The organism is Streptomyces tsukubensis (assembly GCF_003932715.1).
In the GTDB taxonomy this organism is placed as follows: Bacteria; Actinomycetota; Actinomycetes; order Streptomycetales; family Streptomycetaceae; genus Streptomyces; species Streptomyces tsukubensis.
Genome location: NZ_CP020700.1, coordinates 7,695,758 through 7,711,395, shown reverse-complemented (window position 1 = coordinate 7,711,395; position 15,638 = coordinate 7,695,758). Strand labels below are relative to the sequence as shown.

The 15,638-nt window shown below is 72.9% G+C and carries 10 protein-coding genes; 4 read left to right on the top strand and 6 right to left on the bottom strand.

What is annotated here, in order from left to right; translation table 11 throughout:
- Positions 1 to 179: 179 nt before the first annotated feature.
- The gene (locus B7R87_RS31720; protein WP_040912842.1) at positions 180 to 1,274 is read left to right on the top strand and encodes an endonuclease/exonuclease/phosphatase family protein; all 1,095 of its coding nucleotides are present in this window, start codon (positions 180 to 182) and stop codon (positions 1,272 to 1,274) included.
- Between the two features lie 95 nt (positions 1,275 to 1,369).
- Here the strand turns inward: B7R87_RS31720 and B7R87_RS31715 are convergent, their stop codons facing one another.
- From B7R87_RS31715 to B7R87_RS31690, 6 genes are all read right to left on the bottom strand, one after another.
- A complete protein-coding gene (locus tag B7R87_RS31715; protein ID WP_040912843.1) occupies positions 1,370 to 1,579 on the bottom strand; it encodes a hypothetical protein in 210 nt (69 codons plus the stop codon).
- Positions 1,580 to 3,118: 1,539 nt separating this feature from the next.
- The gene (locus B7R87_RS31710) at positions 3,119 to 3,739 is read right to left on the bottom strand and encodes a TetR family transcriptional regulator (protein WP_006344881.1); all 621 of its coding nucleotides are present in this window, start codon (positions 3,737 to 3,739) and stop codon (positions 3,119 to 3,121) included.
- A 118-nt stretch (positions 3,740 to 3,857) separates the two neighbouring features.
- On the bottom strand, positions 3,858 to 4,439 hold the full coding sequence (locus B7R87_RS31705) for a hypothetical protein (RefSeq protein WP_006344882.1): 582 nt from the start codon (positions 4,437 to 4,439) through the stop codon (positions 3,858 to 3,860).
- A gap of 103 nt (positions 4,440 to 4,542) precedes the next feature.
- Positions 4,543 to 5,211, bottom strand: coding sequence for a hypothetical protein (locus tag B7R87_RS31700; protein WP_130585143.1), 669 nt, complete (start codon positions 5,209 to 5,211; stop codon positions 4,543 to 4,545).
- Between the two features lie 26 nt (positions 5,212 to 5,237).
- Positions 5,238 to 5,522 (bottom strand): hypothetical protein, encoded by a 285-nt coding sequence (locus B7R87_RS31695; RefSeq protein WP_006344884.1) that lies wholly within the window; start codon positions 5,520 to 5,522, stop codon positions 5,238 to 5,240.
- Between the two features lie 189 nt (positions 5,523 to 5,711).
- A complete protein-coding gene (locus B7R87_RS31690) occupies positions 5,712 to 8,144 on the bottom strand; it encodes a penicillin acylase family protein (RefSeq protein ID WP_006344885.1) in 2,433 nt (810 codons plus the stop codon).
- 408 nt (positions 8,145 to 8,552) lie between these two features.
- Between B7R87_RS31690 and B7R87_RS31685 the strand changes: the two genes are divergently transcribed.
- The 3 genes from B7R87_RS31685 (at position 8,553) to B7R87_RS31675 (ending at position 15,618) form a co-directional block, all read left to right on the top strand.
- Positions 8,553 to 9,419 carry a DUF4132 domain-containing protein gene (locus B7R87_RS31685; protein ID WP_006344886.1) on the top strand — a complete coding sequence of 289 codons (867 nt, stop codon included), beginning with the start codon at positions 8,553 to 8,555 and terminating at the stop codon, positions 9,417 to 9,419.
- The gene (locus B7R87_RS31680) at positions 9,416 to 14,317 is read left to right on the top strand and encodes a hypothetical protein (protein ID WP_006344887.1); all 4,902 of its coding nucleotides are present in this window, start codon (positions 9,416 to 9,418) and stop codon (positions 14,315 to 14,317) included. The genes B7R87_RS31685 and B7R87_RS31680 overlap by 4 nt, the downstream gene beginning before the upstream one ends.
- 140 nt (positions 14,318 to 14,457) lie before the next feature.
- On the top strand, positions 14,458 to 15,618 hold the full coding sequence (locus tag B7R87_RS31675) for an ATP-binding protein (RefSeq protein WP_006344888.1): 1,161 nt from the start codon (positions 14,458 to 14,460) through the stop codon (positions 15,616 to 15,618).
- Positions 15,619 to 15,638: the final 20 nt, after the last annotated feature.

The window sequence follows — 15,638 nt, the reverse complement described above, 5'->3', positions numbered from 1 at the left end:
CCCTGGCACCTGAGGCAATGCCGTTCCTCCCCCGGCCCCGGGGCCGGGGGAGCCTTGACGGCGACATCCGACGTTGCGCGCGGGTTCATGTCATATACACGAGAGGCCTCGACGCTGGATCCCGGCCCGTTTCGAACCGTGAGCGGGCCGTGGATGCAGGCAATTTCTGGAGGTCACTGATGGTCAGGCGTCGAGAGCTGCTCGGGATGGTCGGCGCGACCGTCGGCGCGGGAGTGCTGGCGATGGGCACGGCGGAGGCCGCCCCGCAGGATTCGTGGAAGCACCGCAGGCCCTCCCACCGAACGCTCAAGGTCATGCAGTTCAATATCTGGCTGGGCGGCAGCCGGGTGCCGGGGGGCCGGGCGGGTATCGCCGACACCATCGCCGCGGTCGAGCCGGATGTGGTGATGCTCAGCGAGTCGAACCCCGAGCGGGTGGCCCATCTCCTGGCGGATCTCTCCGAACGCGGGCTGACCTACTTCGACAACGCGAACCCGGTCGACCCTGCGGTGATCTCGCGCTATCCGATCATCGAGCACGCGTCGTTCCCGTACTGGTCGAAGGCGGTCGTCTCGGTCCACGGCACCGAGGTCGCCGCCTACTCCGGACATCTGGAGTACCGCTACTACGTCAACTACCTGCCGCGTGGCTACGGCGGCGGCACGCCGTCACCGCTGGAGACCTCCGAGTACGGGTGGGGCGAGATCCCGACCGGTCCGATCACCGATGTCGGCCTGATCAACCGGCTCAACGCGGCCTCGGGGCGGACCAAGGTGACGAGAACGGTACTCGCGGACGCCGCGAAGGAGCGCGCCAAGGGCCGGCTGACGCTGCTGGGCGGCGACTTCAACGAGCCCTCCCACCGGGACTGGAACCACCGGACCCGGAATCTGTTCGACCACAACGGCACCGTTGTCCCCTGGGCGACGACGAAGGCCATCGAGGACGCCGGTTTCCGCGACAGCTATCGCGTGATCCACCCGGACCCCGTCCGCAAGCCGGGCTTCACCTGGCCGAGCGACAATCCGGGCGCCGACGTCGGTCAGCTCACCTGGGCGCCGAAGGCCGACGAGCGGGACCGGATCGACTTCGTCTTCTACCACCCGGACCGGCGGATCCGGCTGCTCGACAGCGTGGTCGTCGGCCCGTCCAGCAGCATCGTGCGCAACGAGCGGGTGCAGGAGTCGGGCCGGGACAGGTTCTGGGTGCCCACCTGGACCTGGCCGACCGATCACAAGGCCGTCCTCAGCACCTTCCGGGTGGCCACACGCTGAGCGGGTACGTGCCCCAGGGCCGGCCGCGGTCCGCGAAAAGGCGGCCGGCCCCGGGACCCGGCCGCACCTGCCTCGCCGCAGCCGGCGCGGCCGGGTCAGAGGCTCTGGATGAGGCCGATACCGAGGGCGACGAGGGCTGCGGCGACGAGGAGGGCGCCGGCCCGGGTGAGATGGGTGCCCGGCGGTGAGCGGCCTTCCGTGCCGACGGCGAGGTGGACGAAGAACCCGCCGGAGGAAGGCGTGCCAGTGGAGGCACGACTCCTCCAGACGGCCCAGGGGCAGCAGGGTCGCGGCGAGCCGTGCATGGGTGAGGGCCCTGGAGCGGTGCCGGTCCGCGGCCCGGGCGGCGACCGAGGCTGCGAAGGCGTGTACGGCGCGGGTCGACTCCCCGAGCGCGTGCAGTGCCAGACCCCGCTGGAAGTCGAGTCCGGGGCGGGGGTAGGAACTGAACGGCCCGGGAGGGCTCGTCGACTGCTCGTGCCGCGCCTCGGCCGCGGCGAGGTCGAGGAGGGCCTGACGCCGCTGCCCGGTGTAGGCACAGGCTACGGCTCGCTGACTCAGCAGGAAGGCGAGCGTCGAGGGGTCGGTGGAGGGACCCGCCGTGGTGATCGCGGAGTCGGCGAGTTGCCCTGCCTGCTGGTGGAATCCCAAGTGCAGCGCCTGGACGCTCATCGCGCGCAGAGTGATCGCGTAGAGACGCCGGTCGTCCGCCTCCCGGGCGAGGCCGAGGGCGATGGTGAAGTAGCGCTGGGCGAGTCCGGGGTGTCCGGCGTCCATGGTCATCCGGGCCAGTTGATGGGTGAGCTGGCCGGTGGCGGTGAGCAGTTCCCGGCGCTCGGCGGGGCCGGCCAGCGCCGCCAGGAGACGACCGGTGTCGTCGGTGAGGTAGGCGACCAGGGCAGAGCGCGCGTGCGCTCCCCCGTAGCGCTCCATGAGATCCGCGAAGAGCCGGGACATCTCCCGGAGCGTCCGGATCTCCTCAGCAGTCGCACGGGAGCCCGAGCCCCGGGACACGGCACGGTCGGGGCACCGGGGTTCCCAGGCGGGTACGGCGTCGACAGCCGGATCGTACGTCGACTTGCCCAACCGCATACGGCGTCCGGGGTCGACATCGGCGCGGCTCAGCGCCGTCAACTGGTCGGCCGCGTCGCCCGATGCGGCCCTGACGGAAGGCGCAGACCATCCGGTCTCCCGCCCGGGGCGGGCGAGGCCGGTGTCCTCCGCGGCGACCATCCGTCCGATACGGCGGCTGAAAGCCGCAGCGACCAGGTCCGGGACCGGCGGCTTGGGCCGGGACCCCGTCAGCCACCGGGCGACCGAGGTCCGGCCGTAACACAGGGTCAGGCCCTCCAGCCTGCCGCCCTCGTTGACCGCCAGCACCAGTTCAGCGGCGTTCCAGTCGGCTTCGTCCATCAGGGCCGCGAGGCGACGATTGGGCTGTTTGCGTGCCATGGGCCCCACTCCCACGAGTCGGCCTCGTCCTGCGGCCGGGCCGACCCCGACACGGACGAAGGCGCGGAACACGGTGCGCGCCCCGGGGCAGGCCACGGGGTATCGGAGGTGTCACCCCGCCCCCGCCCTCGTATCGTCACCCCCTGACCAACCGGTCATTGCCGCCCGGGCACTTCTCATACGGTATCCGGCTCTCCGGATCGCGGGAGCGCGGTACTCGGACAAGCCGGGGAGCCGGGCCCGGTGTCGCACCAGGGGCCCGGACGTACAGAGCGCGCCACCTCTTCCGCGCGGGTTCGGCGCCCCCGCCCCACCGCGTTCGGCGCCCGGTGCTCATGGACCCCGCTACGCCTCGCCCTGCGACGTTGTCGCGGCCCCGGCCAGCAGCAGGGTCACGAGCCGCGTGAGGCGGGGGACGAACGCGGAGGCCGCATGGGCGAGGAGTGGATCCTCGGCGTAGAGACCCGCGAGGGTTTCCGGGGGGGGTTCGAGGTCTGCCACTGCTGGGCCGCCATCGCGGTCGTCCCGGCGATCACGTCGACCGCCTGCCCTCGGCCCATCCACGGCAGCGCGGTGGTCAGGGCCCGGGCGATGCGGTCGACGGCGTCGAGGGTCGTGACCTTGAAGTCACGGACCTGTTGCCGGGTCACCCCGCGTTCGAGGTTGAGCTGTGCGTGCCCCAGCAGGTCGCAGAAGAGGGGGCGGTCCCCGAGCGTGGCGGCGAGGACGGCCGCTACCGCGCGGGGCTCCTCGGGTCCCCGCAGCGCCTCGTCGACCGCGTCGGCCCAGTCCTGCCAGCCGTCCGCGGTCAGCAGCAGGAACACCGCTTCCCGTGAGGCGAAATACCTCAGGACGGCGGACTTGTGGACGCCGGCCCCGGCGGCGATGTCGGTGAGGGTGACCGGGCGTACACCGTCGCGCCGTCCCAGCACGGCGGCGGCCTGCAGGATGTGCTGCCGGCGTTGCTCCTTGTGCTCCGGTCTGCGGGCACGCTGGAACGGCGGAGTGGTCATGCAGGCACCTCAACGCGACGGGTACCGGCCACCGGGGCGCCCGTCATCGGCCGTCCCCACAGCCGGGTGGACGGCCCCTCAAAGTGACCGGCCGCGCCACCTACGGCGCCGACTACTCCTACCCCGGTCTGGTCCACGGATACGCGGTGACGAGCACGATCGCACACGGCGCCATCCGGCCCCCGCATGCGCGGGCGTCGTCCCGGGAGAGCCGTACGCTCCGGTCGAACCCCGCCCGGTCCGTCCCCGGGGCGTGCAGCAGCCAGGTGCTGCGGGTGAGCCGGCAGTCGATCGGGGTGCTCTCGCCGAGACCGCGGGTGTCCATGCCGATGACGTCGTACGCCGCGGCCGGCCCGGCGCCCATGACCTTCCGCAGTTCGGCCGGCATCCCCAGACCCCGGGCCCCGGGGCCGCCCGGATTGGTCTGGAGAATGCCACGCCGCCGCTTCGGGTCCGCCGACTTGATCCGGGAGACGGCGACCTCGATGGTCCGCCCCCGCGGCCTGTTGTAGTCGAGGGGGACGGTGATCCGTGCGCACTCCGTCCCGCTTGCGGCCAGTGCGGTGTCCCGGCAGGCGGCCCAGCCGACGGGCTGGTTCCGGAACCGGTCCAGTCCGTCCCCTCCGGCTGCCGGGGGGACCTGGCCGGATCCCTCGGCAGCCGACCCGAGACTCATCGCCGCGAGAATGAACACGCCCACAACTGCCGACTTCCTCATGGTCCGCGACGCTACTGGCACCACGCCGGACACCGAGCCGTCCACGGCAACGTGTCGTCCAGCGGGAGGGCGCGTCGGACAACCCTCAGCCGCAGATCTCGACGCGGCCGACGTAGTCGAGTTTCTTTCTCAGGACGTAGCCGGTCGCGCTGCCGGAAATGACTTCGTCGACGGTTCCGTAGTAGCGGTCGTCGACGGGCGAGGGGTAGTTTGCGGGCTCCTGCCGGAAGAACAGGGTCCCCGGGGCAACGTCGCCGATGCGGTTCCCCCGGGCATCCCAGATCTGCCCCTTCTTGTTCACGCGATACTGCTGCCGCAGTGAACAGACCCGCTTCGGCGACGGCCGGGGAACCGGATCCGCCGACACCGCATCGGGTACGGAAGGCGGGCTCGGGGCGCGAAGGGTCGGCGAGGGCCTCGACGGTGGCGCCTGTGGGGCGGGCGAGCGGTCGGACGCGACGATCCTGGTGGATCGCCGCGGTGGCAGCGGAGCTGCACTCGGTGCAGCCTGCGGCGCCGTCGTCGGCGCTGTCGTCGGTGCTGTCGTCGGCGCCACAGGATTCGAGGCGACGGGCCGGTCGCGGTCCACGGTGTCCTGGCCGCTGAAGACAACGAATCCCAGGGCCATCAGCACGGCGACCGTCGCACTCCGGCCCCTTGACCGGTCCGGCGGATGGGAAAAGCAGTTGTACTGGTTGCCTTCCCCGACGAGATTGCCGTTTCCCCGGATGGTGCACTGCTTGCCCGCGCACACGCCGGAACACCTCTTCCCCGGCACCGTCAGCGGAAGTAGTTGCTCTGGGTGATGTTGTTGCCGCAGGCGATGCCCTGGCCGCCGTTCACCACCACGTTCCAGGCGCCCGGCTCGGCCGCACGGACGGCTCCATCGGGCGACGCGCTCTCCTCGCCCTGGTCGGTGATGGGTTCCGTACCCTCGGCCGGGGCGTCTCGTCGTGCGGTCAGGGAGGCCAGCCGGCCCCATGCGCCCCGTGCCACCCGTTGGCCCGTCTCCGTCAGCCCACCCGCCAGCCCCGCGGCCACGGCACCGGCAACCAGTTCCATCATCGGCACTGTCCCTCCAAGGTCGACCCAGCAGCTCATGGAGTGAAATGACGCTACTGAGCACAGTTGACCAGAATTTCTTCCCCGCCCGGTGGGTGCCGGCATCGGAGACTGCTGTGACCACGGAGGAAGCCGAAACCTGTTCACTCGCACGAGTGGCGTACCGCGTACGGCCGCTCCTGCGCCGTTCGGTCACTCGCGTACCGTCACCGTCCGCAGTTCGGGTGAGTCGAGGATGTCCTGTTCGCAGAAGCGCGCGGTGACCCAGTGCCCGGTGGAGAACAGCTCGGTCTGGTCGCTGTAGTGCGGGGAGCGCGGGTTCGGTGACTGCGAGTAGGCCAGCAGGGTACGGGCCACGGGGCAGCCGCTGCCGTCCCAGCCCACCGCCTGGAGATGGCTGGAGCCGTACGGCACCTCCGTGTATCCGCCGGTCACCGGGTTCCACTCCGGCTCGACCGTGTTCCAGACGCCCAGGGCGTTCGCGCCTCCCGGGAGCGGGATGCGCTGCCCGTCGCGGGTGACGGACTGGTGTGCGCCCAACTCCGAGTCCAGGGGGATCTTCGCGGCGCGGAGTTCGGTGACGGCGTCGGCCAGGGCCCGGGAGAATCCCGGCGCGGCGGTGTTCAGCGTGTTCGGGGTCCTGACCGGATCGGCGGGAGAGAAGGGCACCTTCCAGCGGTCCGCCGCCGGTACGGTCGCGAGGAGCCTGCGCCAGAAGCGGTCGAAGAGCAGCGCCCCACGGCTGCCGGTGTTCATGGTGCGGTCCCAGCGGGCCAGGACGGGGCAGGCGGCGCCGACGTCGACCGTACGGCCCGCACTGTTCGGCGCGCTGCCGCCCAGCAGCTCCGCGCAGGCGCGGGCCGTGTCGGCTGCGGCCAGATCTCCCGCGGGTGCGCGGTTCGCGAACTGCAGCCGCTGGAGGTCCGCGACCGTCAGCCCGCCCCGGTGGGCCAGCGCCGAAACGTCTTCGATCGCACCGCGGGTGCGCAGGGAGCGTGGTGTGCCGGACTCGCCGAAGATCCGCGGGTAGCCGGTGATCGGCCGGTCGGCGTTGGTGAGCCACGCGCTGTCGTTGGAGTTCTCGGCGTACGGGGCGTCCTTCAGTACCGGAAGGGCGGCGGGGCCGAAGATCCCCGGCTGAACGGCGTCCGGGTCCGTACCGGGTGTGCATGCGCTGCGGGCACCGTCCAGGACGGCCAGTCCCGAAGCGGGATAGGTGTCCCGGCCCAGCGGTGTCGAGCAGCGGCGGACCAGGTCGTCGGTGATCCTGGGCAGTACCTGGGACTGGGTGAAGAGCGTGTGCCCGCCGGAATCGGCCGCGATGGTGTTGGTCCAGGGAAGCCCCTGGGTACGGCGCAGGGCGTCCAGGATCTCCTCGGTGCTGCGGGCGCCGGACAGGGCCAGCGCCGTGTCCGTGCCCCGGAGGTTGGCCGCGTTGGGGTCGTTCAGCGCATACGCCGTGGTGGCGGTCCAGGGCAGCGCCGGGCCGCCGGGGAGCGCGTCGAGGACGGGGCCGTAACGGGTCCACCACTGGGTGCGGGTCACCGGGGGGCCCTCTGCGACCGGCACGGTGACGGTGCGCCGGGTCATGCGTTCCCGTTGCCCGTCCACGAGGTGGACGGTGGGGTCGGCGGGGTCCAGGGCCAGCTGGTGGAGGTTCATTGCGACGCCGGTGGCGACGGTTTGGCTCCAGGCGATACGGGAGTTGAATCCGATGGACAGGGTCACGGAGCCGAGCAGCGATCCGCCCATGGCGTTCAGCTCGCCCGGAATGGTCTGCTGGGACTGCCAGAAGCGCTGTTCGCCCTGCCAGGGGAAGTGCGGATTGCCGAGGAGGAGACCACGTCCGTTTGCCGTGGTGGAGCCGCTGAAGGCCACGGCGTTCGACCCCCTTCCCGCTGCCGCGCCGGGCGGGGCGGGGGCGGGGAGCGCGCGTACGGACCCGGCCGTCGCGCTGCTGCCGGGGGCCTTCGTTTCCGGGCCGAGGGGAGAGCGGGTACGGGGCGGGGCGGCGGCGGTGATGCCGTCGATGCCGCGTCCCTGCCCGCCCAGTACCCCCGAGGAGAATTCGAGAGCCGCGACGTCCACCGCGGTCACCGGCCGGACCCAGGCAGCGTCCGCACACAGGGGATCGGTGACCGTCCTCCGCCGCAGCCAGGCGTTGTACCCGGCGGCCCAGCCACGTCTCAGTTCGGCCGCCTCCCGACCGGGTCCGGCGGGTGCGGGCGTCGCCATGAGCCGTTCGACGGTGCCGGTGTCCCGTACGCCCCGGTAGTAGAGATCGCTCGCAAGGTTGGTGGTGGCCGAGGACGCGAACGGGTTGGGCGCGGCCTGCGCTCCGAAGAAGCGGGAACGCTCGCCGCGTACGGTGGCGAACGCGTCGGCGAGGGCACAGACCGCGTCCTCGGCCTGTGCCCAGCCGTTGCCGAAGCCGAGACTCGCGTAGTCCTGCGCGACGATGTGGGGGATGCCGTACTCGGTGTACCGGATGACGGCGGACAGGCCGCGCTCGACGGGGCGGTGGCCGTTCAGGTCCGCTCCGGCGGTGTGCGGCAGCACGGCAGCGGCGATCAGCAGTACGGTTCCGGTGACCGCGAACCGTCTCGTACGGGCACGGACGGGCAAGGTTGCTCCCGGTTTGCGGTGACATGGCGAGCCGCGCCGTATGCGGCGCTGTCAGCCACATGTCCACCGGGCACCGCGGTTGTCAAAGGGCCACGCCGTCCCGGCCGTCCGCACCTCCGCTCGCGGGAGCCCGTACCGGGCGAGTGGCCGGAACCGGTACCCCGGCACGGGCCCGCGGCCTCGTTCACCGGCGGTGTCCGGCATTGACCGGCGGTGATCAGCAGTGAAGCGCGTTCCGGACTGCATCCGGGACCGCTCTCGCAGGCCGCTTGCGGCGGTCCGTCCACAGCTTCCCCGGCCCATTGTCAGTGATCGCCGCTAACGTTCCGCTTGTCGTCGCACTGATGCCGGCAATTCCCGGCTGAACTGTGCATTCTTCTTGCTGTCCTGACGCGTGAGGCGGGAATCGTGGGCTGGCTGTCGGCGGGTGACGGGTACGAAGTCACTCTGGTGGAAGGACGGGTGGCAGCACGTGCCACCTCGGGAAGGGCGGCGGGGCGGCAGCTGAAGTCCCTGCCGCGGGCCCTCAAGGACCACCCCGAGGTGGACCGGCTGCGGCGGTTCGCGGAATGGCTGGATCGGCACGCCGCGAGGTGTGTGGCGCAGGTGGATTCGTGGATGGTGTCGTCGCTGCCCGTGCCCACCGGCCTGCTGGCCCGGGTGTGGCCGGACGAGGCCTGGCAGTCGGCCCTGCGCGATCTGGCCGTGGTCGGCGACGACCCCGACGAGGTCGGTCTCCTGCGGGGTGCCACCGAGGACGGCGAACTGCGGTTGGTGAACCTCGACGGCGAAACCGTCCGCCTCTCCCCGCGCACGGTGACCCTGCCGCATCCGGTCCTGCTGCCCGACCTGGACGACATCCGGGAGTTCGCCGCGGAGCTGGGCGTCGTCCAGCGCGTCGAGCAGATCCACCGGGCGACCTGGCAGCGGCCCGGCGACCTCGACCCCGAGGCCACCGAGATACGCGAGTTCGCCGGCGGCTCCTTCCGCTCGCGCTTCGCCCTCGCCGCCCGCGCCGGCTCCCTGGGCTACCGCGTCACAGGCGGCTACTCCACGGCGAGGGTGAGCGACGGCGGACGCACCGTCGAGGCCTCCGTGTGGATCGGCGAGCCGTACTGGGAGGACTCGGTGGAGACCGGCGCCCTCACCTGGCGCGGTCAGAACGGCCGTGCCGTGCCGCTGCGCGAGGTGGGCCCGGTGGCCTGGTCCGAGGGGATGCGGATGGCCGCGGCGCTGTACGCCGGGCGCGACATCGAGAAGGGCAAGAACGCATGAGCGGGGGGACGCAGGTGTCGTACGAGGACATGCTCGCGGCGGGCGCGGTGCTGCCGCCGGACACGGGGGACGCGGGCGAGCGGGCTGTTCCGCTGACGGCGCGCAGCTACCGCCACCCGGGGCTCGACGACCGTGTGGTGGTGCGGCTGGTCGCCGGTGAGCTGGGCGCGGCGGAGGATCTCGCCGCCGGATACCTCGGGCTGGAGCGGGACGGGGAACCGGCCGTGGTGGGTCTGGGGCTGCGCCAGTCGCTGGGCTTCCCGGAGTGGGTGCTGGTGAACCACCCCGCGGACGGGCACCACGCGCTCGGTGTCGTACCGGACCTGGAGCGGGCGGCCCGGCAGGTGCGGTCCCGGCCCAAGGCCGCCATGGACGCCTATGCGGAGATCGGCGCGCGGCTGGCGGCCTCCGTCCCGCACTTCCTGCCGACCTTCTACGAGCAGGCGGGCCGGGTCTTCCTGGCCGAGGAGAACGCCACGTACGCGGCGCAGCTGTTCACCCGGGCCCGCAAGGCCGAGTCGGAGCACGGGCTGGTCATCGAGGAGGACCGCCTCGACGCGGTGTTCCTCGAATTCGCCCTGGCGGGCGCGCTGCCGGTGAAGGTGCTGTCCGCCTACGGCAGGGAGCTGGCCGCCCGGGTTCCGGCCGAGGAGGCGCTGCGGCGCTTCACCCGGCTCTGTCTGCGCCGCACCGCGGGCGGGCTCCCGCCGTCCGCGCAGATGGCGGGCGACCTGCGCAAGCTGGCCCGCGCCGCCGACCGGGACGCCGAACTCGCCGAGCAGGAGTACCTCTCCGAGCTTATCGGTCTGCCGGCCACCCTGCGGGCCGCGGCCGGCTGGTGGAAGGGCCACCGGGCCGCGCTGGTGGCGCTGGCCACCCGGGACCGGCGGGTCCGCGGCACCCTGCTGGACATGGTTCCGGCGGGCTACGACGACGAGATGCCCGCGCTCTGGCTCAAGGTGCTGGAGGACTCCGGCGCCGTCGCGGGCCTGTGGGACACCTCGCTGCCCGAGGAGGAGCGGCCCAGGGACGGCACGGCGGGCTGGCTGGGACGCTTCCTCACCTTCCGCGAGCGGGCGCGCTCCTGGCGTGGCTCGACCCGGATGCCCGAGCTGTATCCGCTGGTGGAGCGGGCCGTGGACTGTCTGCGGGCCGAACTCCGCGCTCCCGGTGCCGCGTTGCGGGTCACGCACGACATCGACCTGATCGACCTGCTGCTGTCCCTGGACGTCCCGGTGGCCGCCCCCGAGGGCGACGACGCGCTGCCGCTGGCCCAGTGGGCGCAGGGCGAGGGACACCGGGACCTGCTGTTGCTGGGTGCCGATGCCCGGTTCCACAGCGCCTTCCTGAAGGGCGCCGATCAGTTCGGCAACCACGACCCGGCGCTGCGGGCCATCCGCCTGCTGGCCGCGTCCCCGGGCGGCCGCCCGCTGCTGGCCCGGTGGGTCGCGGCGGCCGTCCAGCGCTTCACCGTGGCCGGTCTGCCCCAGTTGCCCGACGCGCTGGGCCGGCTGAAGTGGCTGCCCTCCGAGGCGCTGGCGCTCGCCGAGGACGAGGTGCGCGAGGCCGTCGCCACCGACCTCGCGCCCGTGCTGGTACGCACCCTGCGGGCCGGTCTCTTCGACGAGCTCGGCTGGCCCGCCTGGGAGGAGGCGGTGGCCGGCCTCGTACCGAAGTCCGATGTCGAGGATCTGATCGTCGCCGACGCCTGGCCCCACCTCGTGGTCGCCGGTACGGCCCAGGCCCGGGTGATCGGCGCCGAGGGCACCCTCCTCACCCACGACCTGCGCATTCCCACGGGCGAGCGCCGTGGCGACCCGGGCTTCCACCACGTCGACGGCGAACTCCTCGTCTACTGGAGCAGCAGCAACGGCGGGCTGCGGGGCTACTGGCACAGCAGGGCCGACCGCGTCGAGACGCTGGAGGGCCCGCGCTCCACTCGCGGCACCGAAATGGACTGGTACAAGGGCGACTTCCCGATCACCCTGCCGTTGCCCGGCGGCGGCCGGACCACCGGCGGAGGTGTCGTGCACGCGGGCGACACCACCGTGCCCGAGGAGAGCCGACTGCTCTTCGACGGCTCCTCCTACTGGGTGTGGCACGCGGACTCCGAGGACCGCGCGGCGCACGGCTGGTACGAGTACGACCCGGCCACCGGCGCCCGTGGCCGCATGAGCCGGCCCGCCTTCCTCGCCGACGCGCTGCGGAACGCCCCCGAGGGCAGCAGCTTCGCGGGCGGCCGGCTGCGCCCCTCCCCCACGGCCGGTGCCGCCCCCGCCTGCGCACCCGTGCACGGGCTCGTCGGCCTGCGCAGGGTGAAGCTCCCCGACGGTTCCACGCGGGTCGAGGACCTCGCCGGGCACACCCTCACGCTCCCGGCCGACGCCGGCCTGCCGTACACCCTGGTGATGTTCCCCGGCGCCGAGCGGCCCACCGCGGTCGTGCGCAACGGCTGGCAGCTCGACCTCGTGGACGCGGAGGGTGTCGTCACCGCCTGGGGGAAGACCGACCGTACGGCGGGCTCCTTCGGCGAGGGCACCCTGCTGCTGCCGCCGGTGCAGTACTGGGAGTGTCTGACCCCGCGTGACCCGGAGGGCTCGGCAGGACTGCGGCGCATCGACCGCGACACCGCCGCCGCCCTGCTGGCGGCCGCCGGCGACCAGGACGCCGAGGCCCTGCACGGCGCGATCCGTACCCTGCTGCCCGTCACCGACCCCGCCCTGCTGAAGGGCATCGCGGGAGTCGTGCGCTACGCGGCGGCCCAGCAGGGCGTACTGGACGCGGCCGCGACCCGGCTGACCCGGGCCCTGGAGGGCGTCCCGGAGGACGAGGGCCCGGCCGGTCCGGTGGACGAGCTGCTGCGCGAGGCGATCAACGGTATCGGCGCGTCGAGCGGCTACTGGTGGAGCCGCGGCGACCAGTCCGACACCGTCTTCCGTGCCCTGCGCCTGCTGACCCGTGCCGCCGAGGCCACCGACACCGAGCCGGACCGGGCCGCCGGACGGCTGCACCTCGACGGTCAGGAAGTGCCCACCGGACAGCCGGAGCTGCTTCCCCTGATCGCCCGGATGCCGGCTCTCGCCTTCCGGGCCGCCGCCGGCACCACCACCGAGGAGCACCGCGAGGCACTGCGGCACCTCCTGGCCGGATTCGACCGGCTGGGTATGGGCGGGGCGGGGGAGTCCGGCCGCTGGCGCAAGGTGTCCCTGCATCTGGACGCGCACCGGCTCCGTATCGCCTCGGGCGACGGGCGGGAGGGCTCCTGGAACGGCCTGCTGCCGCTGGCGGGCGGCGCCTTCCTCGCGGTCACCAGGCACGGGTCGCTGAACGACGACGGCTGCGACTTCACCGGCCTCTGCCACGACCCCGCGGGCCTGTTCTCCGTACCGGAGCCCTACCAGGTGCTGTCCTGCGAACCGATCGACGAGGGCGAACACGGTTTCCGGCTCCGGGAGTTCCTGGCCGAGTTCGCCGCGCGCGGTCCCGCGCCGTGGTTCCCCGCGGCCGCCGAGGAGTTCGCCCGGCTGACCGGCATCACCGAGACGGCGGCCCGGCTCGTCGTCGCCGGGCTGCCGGGAATCGACGTCTACGAGCGGACCTTCCTCACCACCGAGGCCCGCAACGCCATCGGGGTGAAGGCCGCTCCCGCGGCGGTCGCCAAGGACGAACTGCGCGGCATCGACGGCGCCGTGCGCGCCGCGGTCGTGGGCGCCCTGCTGCCTTCCGATCCGGTGCGGCTGTGGACCGAGGGCCCGGACGTGGCCGCGGGTGCCGCCGTCTGGAATGCCAGGATCGGCAGGCGTCCCGCCGTGCCCGAGGAGTTGCTCGGGGACGCCGTCCGCGCCCTCAAGCACTCGGCGTGGACCGTACGGGAAGCCCTGCCCGCGCTGCTGGACCCGGCAGCGTCCCCGCAGCTGAGCCGGGATCTCCGCTGGGAGGTCAAGGGCGACCGGGTGCGGCCCGAAGGCGACGACGGGCCCGGGTTCACCGCGGCGACCCTGGTCGGGACGGTGGCCCTGACGGCCTGGCTGGCCCACCGGCTGCCCGCGGGCGACCCGATCCGCGCCGCCCTGCCGCCCGCGATCACCGCCGTACGTGCCCGGCTGGCGGGCCCCGGCCTCATGCTCGACCTCGGCCGCTACATCAGCCTTCCCGAGTTCCGGAAGGCGGCGGGTGCGCCCACCGAGACCGGCCCGGGATTCGAGCGCTACGGCGCCGTCGTCCTCTCCACCTACGACAACCAGCCCGCCCCGGGCATCCGCGTCGACCTCCTCGACGAGGCAGGCCAGGACCCCCATCTGCCCGCCACTCGCGTCGACGAGCACCCGTACCCGGCGGAGGTCGCCCTGCGGCTGGTGCGCGACCCCCGTTTCGCGGCCCTGCTGGCCGACCCCGGGGAGCCGATAGCGGGCGACCGCGACCAGGCAGGCACCTGGTGGCCGCAGGACCCGGGCCGCTCCGTGCCCGACCTGGTCGCCGCGGCGGCGAAGGAGTACGGCCTCGGTGAGGACGCGGCCACGCTGTATCTGATGCTGCTCGCCATGCCCGACCCGACCGACCGGTCCACGGCCCGGTGGACGGGCTGGAAGCCGGCCCGCCTCAAGGCGGCCCGTGCCGAACTGGCCGCCACCGATCTGGTGGTCCGAGCCACGCGGACCAGGGCGGGCCGCTCCCTCTTCCTGCCCGGCAGCTGGGCCGAACAGCCGGCGCCCCGGGTCCCGCTGGAGCGCTGGAAGCTGCCTCTGTTCGACATGGTCCACGGCGAGAACTCCTCGTTCGGCGTGATCGTGCCGGCGGAACCGGTCGCCGATCTGTATCGCAGGGTCTGGCAGCGGGTCCTCGACGGCGACCGGCCCCGGTTCGAAGAGCTGAAGGTGCGACGGGGCCGCCGCCGCTGACCGACCCGAAGCGCCACCGTCGGCGGATATCGCGGGGGGGGCACCGGACACCACCGGTGCCCCTGCCCGGCCCGGCTCCCCCGCTCGTCGACGATCACCGGATTCCCGATACCGACCAGACCTACCCGGCAAGGACACCCATGCCCCCTACCGACACGGCGACGGCACTTCCGCCCCGGCAGACCCTGCCCGCCGAAGAGCGTCACATCACTGAACTCGCCTTCCTCGCCGCCCATGACGAAGGCCCGCGTCCGCCCGGCTGGCGGCTGACGCCCCGCTCCGTCATCACCTTCGTCTGCGGCAGCGCCGGCGAACCACTCGAACTGTCCGAGCCCCACGGGACGCTGCCCCGCCGGCTCGTCATAGCCCCGAAGTTCGTCGGCGAACGCGCCCTGGTGGAACGGTGCGTGGTCACGCTCGCCGGGGAACGCGGCCTGCTGCTGGTGGGTGAGCCGGGTACGGCCAAGTCGATGCTGTCGGAGCTGTTGTCGGCGGCCGTCTGCGGCACCAGCGCACTGACCGTGCAGGGCACCGCGGGCACCACCGAGGACGCCCTGCGCTACGGCTGGAACTACGCCCTGCTCCTGGCCCAGGGACCCACCCCCCAGGCCCTGGTGGACTCACCGGTCCTCAGCGCGATGCGCTCCGGACGGGTGGCGCGCGTCGAGGAGATCACCCGCTGCCTGCCCGAGGTGCAGGACGCGCTCGTGTCGATCCTCTCCGACCGCCGGATGAGCGTGCCCGAACTGTCCGGTACGGCCGGGGCGCAGGTGGCCGCAGCTCCCGGGTTCACCGTCATCGCCACCGCCAACCTCCGCGACCGCGGTGTGTCGGAGATGTCCGCCGCGCTCAAGCGCCGCTTCAACTTCGAGACCGTGCACCCGATTGCGGACGTCGAGGCCGAGACCGCGCTCGTCAAGCGGCAGGCCGTCGCGGGCGTCGAGCGGGCGGGCGCGGCCTTCGGCGTCGACGACTCGGTGCTCGACGTCCTGGTGACCGTCTTCCGGGACCTGCGGGCCGGGCGTTCGGCCGAGGGCTGGGACGTGGAGCGCCCCGGCACGGTGATGTCCACCGCGGAGGCGGTGCAGGTCGCCGTCTCCCTCGGAGTGGCCGCCGCCTATCTGCCCGCCGGGGACTCCCTCGACCTGGTCCCCGGTCATCTCCTGGGCGTGGTCCGCAAGGACGATCCCGGTGACCACGCGCGCCTGCTGGGCTACTGGGACGGCCCCGTGCGCCGCCGCGCGGAGGACGGCTCTCCGACCTGGCGCCGTCTGTGGGATCTGCGGGAGAACCTTCGGTGACACGCGCCCAGGACTCGAAG